Source organism: Bordetella tumbae (genome assembly GCF_965139195.1).
Lineage (GTDB): Bacteria > Pseudomonadota > Gammaproteobacteria > Burkholderiales > Burkholderiaceae_B > Bordetella_A > Bordetella_A tumbae.
In genome coordinates this window covers 1-6,634 of sequence record NZ_CBCSJH010000074.1, presented here as the reverse complement: position 1 = coordinate 6,634, position 6,634 = coordinate 1, and the positions used below count along the sequence as shown (strand labels likewise).

At 63.8% G+C, this 6,634-nt stretch carries 5 protein-coding genes and 1 pseudogene; all 6 read right to left on the bottom strand.

Annotated elements, in window-relative coordinates:
* Positions 1-1,507, bottom strand: a 1,507-nt coding sequence (locus tag ACNA0J_RS29495) for an SDR family NAD(P)-dependent oxidoreductase (RefSeq protein WP_415822575.1), incomplete at its 3' end; no start/stop codon positions are given.
* Between the two features lie 120 nt (positions 1,508-1,627).
* A partial coding sequence (locus ACNA0J_RS29490) for a polyketide synthase dehydratase domain-containing protein (protein ID WP_415822572.1) occupies positions 1,628-3,523 on the bottom strand: 1,896 nt, incomplete at its 3' end.
* A 4-nt stretch (positions 3,524-3,527) separates the two neighbouring features.
* Positions 3,528-4,768: beta-ketoacyl synthase N-terminal-like domain-containing protein (locus ACNA0J_RS29485; protein WP_415822574.1), on the bottom strand; the 1,241-nt coding region annotated here is incomplete at its 3' end.
* Between the two features lie 61 nt (positions 4,769-4,829).
* A pseudogene (locus tag ACNA0J_RS29480) lies at positions 4,830-5,779 on the bottom strand (phosphopantetheine-binding protein); the annotation flags it as partial.
* A gap of 21 nt (positions 5,780-5,800) precedes the next feature.
* On the bottom strand, positions 5,801-6,346 hold a 546-nt coding region (locus ACNA0J_RS29475; protein ID WP_415822570.1), incomplete at its 3' end, for a hypothetical protein.
* Between the two features lie 65 nt (positions 6,347-6,411).
* A partial coding sequence (locus tag ACNA0J_RS29470) for a hypothetical protein (RefSeq protein ID WP_415822569.1) occupies positions 6,412-6,634 on the bottom strand: 223 nt, incomplete at its 5' end.

Here is a 6,634-nt window from a genome sequence, read left to right as displayed (position 1 = left end):
GCACCGCCGGCGCCGCACGGCCGCTCCAGCGACTCGACGGCAGCTCTCCGATGCAGTCGCGTCCCGCCTGTAAGTTGGCCCACAATGTCTCGATGTCGGGAGCCTCTGGAAAGCAACCGCTCATGCCGATCACCGCAATCGGTTCCGGTCGCAGTGAACCCGCCGCAATCTGCGCGCCCGGCATCACAAGCGGCCGGCGGCTTCGGCGCCGGCCAAGCGAGCTGATCGGTTCGCCTCCCTCGGCCGAACGCTTCGCGTGCATGCCTTGGTGGGCGTTCTGCTGCGGCGCAGGCGTCACAGCAAACGCCGGCGCCAAAACGTCGCCATGCTCACGCACCAGATACGCCGTCAACGCCGCAATCGTCGGGGCCTCGAAGAACACCGTCGGGCTCAGCGTCAGCCCATATCGCTGGTTCAACACATTGCCAAACGACGTCAGCGTGATCGAGTCGAACCCGAACTCACTCAGCGGCGCATCACGTTCCAAGCGTTCACGCGCCATCTTCAGGTGCGTCGCCATCAAACCCGTCAGCGCCCGCTCCAACTGCCCCCCGAAGGCGTCGCCCGAAGGCGTCATCTCCGTCTCGGCCCGAATCTCGTCACCGCTCTCCGTCTGTACCGGCACGGCACTTAACTGCGTCGACACTGCCTTCGCCTCATAGGCCGCCTGCACGCTGACCAGCACGCGTGTCCGATCCCCATGCAACACCAACACATGCGAGGCGTGTGATACCGCAGACATCTCCTGCACATGCGATGCACGCAACGCCACCGGCATTCCCTGCACATGCGATGCGCCCGACTCCATGGACAACGCCTGCACACGCGAAGCGCCCAACGTCACAGACATTGCGTGCACAAGCGCCGCGATCCCTGCCTCATCAGACAAGGGCTCCATCCCCGTCAACCGCCGCATCCGCTCCTGACCAGCTACATCGACCTGCATACCTCCCGAGGCCCACAGCGGCCAACTCACCGAGACCGTCTGCCCCCGGCGCAGCCCCTGAGCCACCAGCCCCTGGCGGTACGCTGCATACGCATCCAGGAATCCGTTGCCCGCCGCATAATCGACTTGCCCCACATTGCCCCAGACGCTCGCCACCGACGAACACAGCACCAGCCAGTCCAGTGCCAACTCTCGCGTCGCCTCGTCCAACGCCACCACACCAGCTACCTTCGGCTGCAACACCGTGCCCAGATCCGCCTCGGTCTTGTTCGCCAGCAAACTGTCGCGCAACACTCCCGCCGTGTGGATCACCCCATTTAACTGACCGTGCTCTGCCACGATCGACCGCGACAGCGCCGCCATCGCCGCCTCATCATCGACGGCCACCGATCGATACTCCACACGAGCACCCTGTGCACGCAAGCTCTGCAACCAGGCCTCCTGCGAGGGATCCAACGCACGGCGGCCGCTGAGCACCAACACCGGCTCGCGCACCTGCTTCGCGATCGCTTGCGCAAACACCCGGCCCAGACCTCCCATCCCGCCAGTGATCCAGTACACGCCGCCGTCGCGCCAGGGTAACGATAAATTGGCCGGCTCCTGCTCAACCCACTCCAACACGTCGCGGCCCGCGGACCCGTGACGCACCACCGCTGCCGGCTGCGACGCTTCCGCGCNCCNCCNCGCGGCGAGGTCTGCTGCCGCATCGGCCACTACCACTTGCATGGTCAACATCGGATACTCTTGCGCCGCACTGCGCAGCATTCCGCCCAAGCCTTGCAGCACCGCCCCTTCCCCGCCCCCCGGCACTACCAGTTGAACCAACGTCGGCTGGGACGGTGCTACCGACACGATTCGCTTGAGCTGAGCCAGCACCTGCCTCGCATAGACACCGTAGCGGTGTGCCAGAGTACCGGCGCCGGTCCCACTCAGTCGCACGCACTGAGCCGGCGCCAGCTCCGCCTCGAGCAGCGTGTCGGCCTCGACACCCGCGACGTCATCGCACCAGAGCACCCAGTGCCGCGCATAGGCCGACACTCGCTCCAGTTTCGGCACCCGAACCGGCAGCGGCCGGGCGGTCCACTGCGGCGTCAACAGCACCGTCTGCGCCGGCGCGGCCCGCTCCACCGCCCGGCTGCTGAAGCCGCTCAGCCGAACCGCCACGCGCCCTTGCGGGTCAACGATTTCCACCTGCAACTTGCGCACCGCCGCGCTGTCGCCCACCGCCGGGCGCACCACCGCATACGCGGGCACCGGCACCGGCGACCACTGCTCCACCGACTGCACCGCGAACGGTACCGTCGGCCCTGAGTCCTCTGGCATCAGACCTAGACTGGTCTGCAACGCGCCGTCCAACAAGCTGGGCGGCAAACCATAAGCGGGATCGTCATCAGCGGGCGCAGGTGCCGGCCACTGCAACGACCCGACAGCCAAATTCTCGCCTATCTGCAGTTGCGTCAACGATTGGAAGCTGGGCCCCTGGTGCAAGCCCATCGCGGCAAACCGCGCATAACAATCCGCGCTGCCGAGCGTGCGTCCGCACTGCGCCTGCAGCCCCGCCAGATCGACGGTTGGCGCGTCGCCCGGCGCCGAGACCACCGCCCACCCTTGGCTGTAGACCTGCACCGATTCGCCTTCGCCGCTATAAATCTCGTAGCCGATTCGGCCGTCCTCTACCTCCAGGCCGATATGCACCTCCAGCGGCTCGGCGACCGCCAGGCGACGTACCCAGCTCACTTGTTCCAAGCGAATCGGTGCTGCCCCGCCCAATGCCAAACTCACTGCGGCTCGCGCCCACTCCAGCTGGGCCACGCCCGGCACCACTCGCTGACCCAGCACGATGTGATCGCGCAAGACAAATTCCTCGCCCGTCAGCCACGTGCTGTAACGCTGTTCGCTCAAGTCCGACGTATTACGTTGCACCAACGGGTGCAGTACCACCTCGCACCCCGAGATGGCCAGCCCGCCAGCGATATGTGCAGTCCGTGCTGTTGACCCGCTCTCGGGCACCCAATAGCGCTCCTTTGCAAACGGATACGTCGGTAGGCTCACCCGCGATGGCCGCGATGCGCCATACAACGCAGACCAATCCACCGCCAAGCCCTGCACCCACAACTCGGCCAGCTTGCTCACCTTGCCGCGTGCCAGCCACTTGTCTATTACCTCCCGCAAATCTTCATCAGCAGCGAAGGCTGACAACGCCTCGGGCCCACGCTTGATCTCGCCCTGATACACATCCTCCAAGCTCGTTTCGTCCTGCTCGAAGGCCAACAGTTTGCGCGTAAGTTCCTCCACTGAGGTCACCACTAACGCGAGACGCATACCCAGCGCCTCACGTCCAACCTGCAGCGTATAGGCCAACGACGCCAGATTCACCTCGCGCCGCTCCAGGTACTCCCGCAACTGCACCGCCTGCGCCCGAAGCTGCTCGTCCGTGCGCGCCGATAACACCACCACCATCGGCGTACGCATCATCGGATCATGCACCACAGGGGCCTGCATCACTGAAACTTGCGCCGCTGCAGACTGTCCCTTCGGCTCAACTAAATTCGGCGCCTCATACTCCTCCAACACCACNTGNGCATTCACTCCGCCAAAGCCGAAGGAACTCACCCCCGCGCGCCGCGGCAACTCTCGACCTGTCTCATCAACCGGCGCTTCCCAAACCCGCTCCTCGCTCACCACGTAGAACGGACTGTCCGACAGATCAATACGCGGATTCAACGGCTCCGCATGCAGGCTCTTGACCAAACGCTTGTGCCGCATCTGCAGCAACACCTTGATCAACCCTGCCACACCCGCGGCCAACTCCAGATGACCGATATTGCTCTTGATCGTCCCCAGCCCAATGCTCCCGGCCGCCAGTTCACCGGCACCGGCCAACGCCCGGAACGCCCGCTTCAGGCCCTGCACCTCCACCGGATCGCCCAGCGATGTCCCTGTCCCATGCGCTTCGATGTATCCCACCGTACGTGGATCAACCCCAGCATCCCGGAACGCCGACTCCACCAATTGCGCCTGCGCCACCGGGTTCGGTGCCGTCAACGAGTTCGCCCGACCACCGTGATTTTGCGCACTGCCCAGTATCAGCCCGTAGATGTGGTCCCCATCGCGCTGCGCTGCTGACAGCGGCTTGAGCACCAGCATCCCCACGCCTTCGCCGCGCACATAGCCATTGGCCTGCGCCGAGAAGGCCTTGCATCTCCCATCCGCACTCAGCATCCCCGCTTGCGTAAAGCTCTCGTGCGCCTCCGGCGACAGCAGCGTGTTCACGCCTCCCACCACCGCCAGCCCGCATTGGCCGCTGCGCAACAACACTATCGCCCGATGCACCGCCACCAGCGACGACGAACACGCCGTCTCCACCGGCTCGCTCGGACCGTGCCAGTTCAACCAATAGCTCATCCGGTTCGGCCCCATCGAGCCCACCACCCCGGCGGCGCTCGACCCCGTCACTTCCTCGCCGGCCAACGTCAGCATCTGGCCATAGCCGCTCGTGCCTGTGCCCACCAACAATGCCGTCGAACTGCCCGACAGGCTTTGCACCGAATAGCCGGCGTCTTCCAACGCTCGGTACACATACGTCATCAGCAGCCGCTGCTGCGGGTCCATGCCCTGCGCTTCGCGCGGCGAGATCCCGAAGAACAGTGGATCAAACTCCTCCACGCCCTCGATCACGCCGGCTCGGCGCACCGCCGGCGCCGCACGGCCGCTCCAGCGACTCGACGGCAGCTCTCCGATGCAGTCGCGTCCCGCCTGTAAGTTGGCCCACAACGTCTCGATGTCGGGAGCCTCTGGGAAGCAGCCGCTCATGCCGATCACCGCAATCGGCTCCGGTCTGACCGATGATGGCCCAGACAGCCCGCCCGGCACCGCAAGCGGNCGGCGGCCTAGCCGCCGGCCAACCGATGCGAGTGAGGTGATCGGTTCGATGTCCTCAGTAGATCGCTCCGGCTTTGCAACTTGAGACGTTGTCACAAACGCCGGCGCCAAAACGTCTCCGTGCTCACGCACCAGATACGCCGTCAACGCTGCAATCGTCGGCGCCTCAAAGAATACCGTTGGACTCAGCGTCAGCCCATACCGCTGGTTCAACACATTGCCAAATGAGGTCAGCGTGATCGAATCGAAACCGAACTCGCTCAGCGACGCATCTTTTTCAAGCTCTTCGCGAGCGATCTGCAGATGCGTTGAGATCAATCCCGTCAACACACGCTCAAGCTCTTCAGAGAACGTACCGCCGGCAATGGTGTCCTGCTCCGGCTCCTCTTCTCGCGCCGGCAGTGCCGCGGGCGAAGGCAGCGATACACGGAGTTCCGCCTTCGGCGCTCTCGTCTCGCTCTGGACCTGTACCAGACCGTCGCTAGTAGCCAGAATGATCTGCTGGCCCAACTCATGGGCAGCTTGCGCGGGCGCTTCGATCGCGCCAAATCCTTCCGCCGTCAACACCTCGTACCACCCCTGTGGACTCAAGGCCGGCGTCCCAGGTATACGTACCGCCTCGTCCTCGGCCAGCCACCAACCCTCCAGTAATCCAAAGGTCAGGTGCAAGAACAGGCTCGCCTCACTCAACTCATTGAGCAGCAGCAACCCATTGCCTTTGAGTAGCGTTTTTACATGCCGCAAGGTGCTTCTGATATCCCGCGTCGCGTGCAGCACATTCGCCGCCACCACAACATCGTAATGGCCCAGCACGAACCCCTGAGCCACGGGCGAATGCTCGATGTCCAGGCGCTTGGTTTGCAGATACGGTGCTTGTGCGGCGTAGCGCTCCCGTGCATGTAGCAGAAACGCTGGCGATACGTCCGTGTAGCAATACTCCTCAATGTGCTCNGCNTAAGNTGCCAGTTGCGNGAACAACCCCGCACTGGTCCCCCCGGTGCCTGCCCCAATCTCCACGATCCTCAGCCTCGCCCGTGGGTCGTGCCTCAGGCGGGCGCGCACATACGTGTCCAGCCGCTCACCCAGCACGTCGTTGAAATAGTCCGCCACTGGATGATCACGATAGACGCCTTCTACCAGACTCAATTGCCCTTGCGGAAACAACACGTCGGTCGCCGCGCGCTCTCCCCGCAAAATCGCCGGTAATGCCGGCAGCACCGCATCGAGCAAGCGCAACTGCGCCGCCACCACAGCATCGCCGCGAGCCTGTTCTCGATAGATCTGCCACTGTGACCATGAGGTCCCCCAATCCAGCTGCGCCACATCCTGGATCGCGCCCTGCTCCCGCAACATCCGCAGGCCTGCCTCGTGCCAGCGCACATAGCGCGGTGCCAGCCCTGCGGCTACCGAAAGCCAATCCTGCTGCGCCAACAGCGCATACAACAGGCGACTCAGGTTCTGCTCAAGACCACGTTGTGCCTTTGCCACCTTCAACATGTCCTGTACTGCTGCCGACATAATACGTATTCCTCTTAAGCCAAATAGATGCAGGAGGGTTCTTCAACCAGTGAAAAGAAATCGCGTTATGCCGATAGCAAGTCGACGCTTTCGGCGGAAGAATCAGGCAGTCCAGAAGAAAGTTTTTCTTGAGGCGTCTGCATCACTACTCTCGGCGCATTCGATGCCGCCGTGATCGAGACCCTCTCGCTAATGCCCAGGCTGCGAGCCGCCGAGGCTTGCGTCGTCTTCACAAACACCACTTGATCCACCGGTCCCGCCAACAACCGATCCAATGCCGCCATCGCC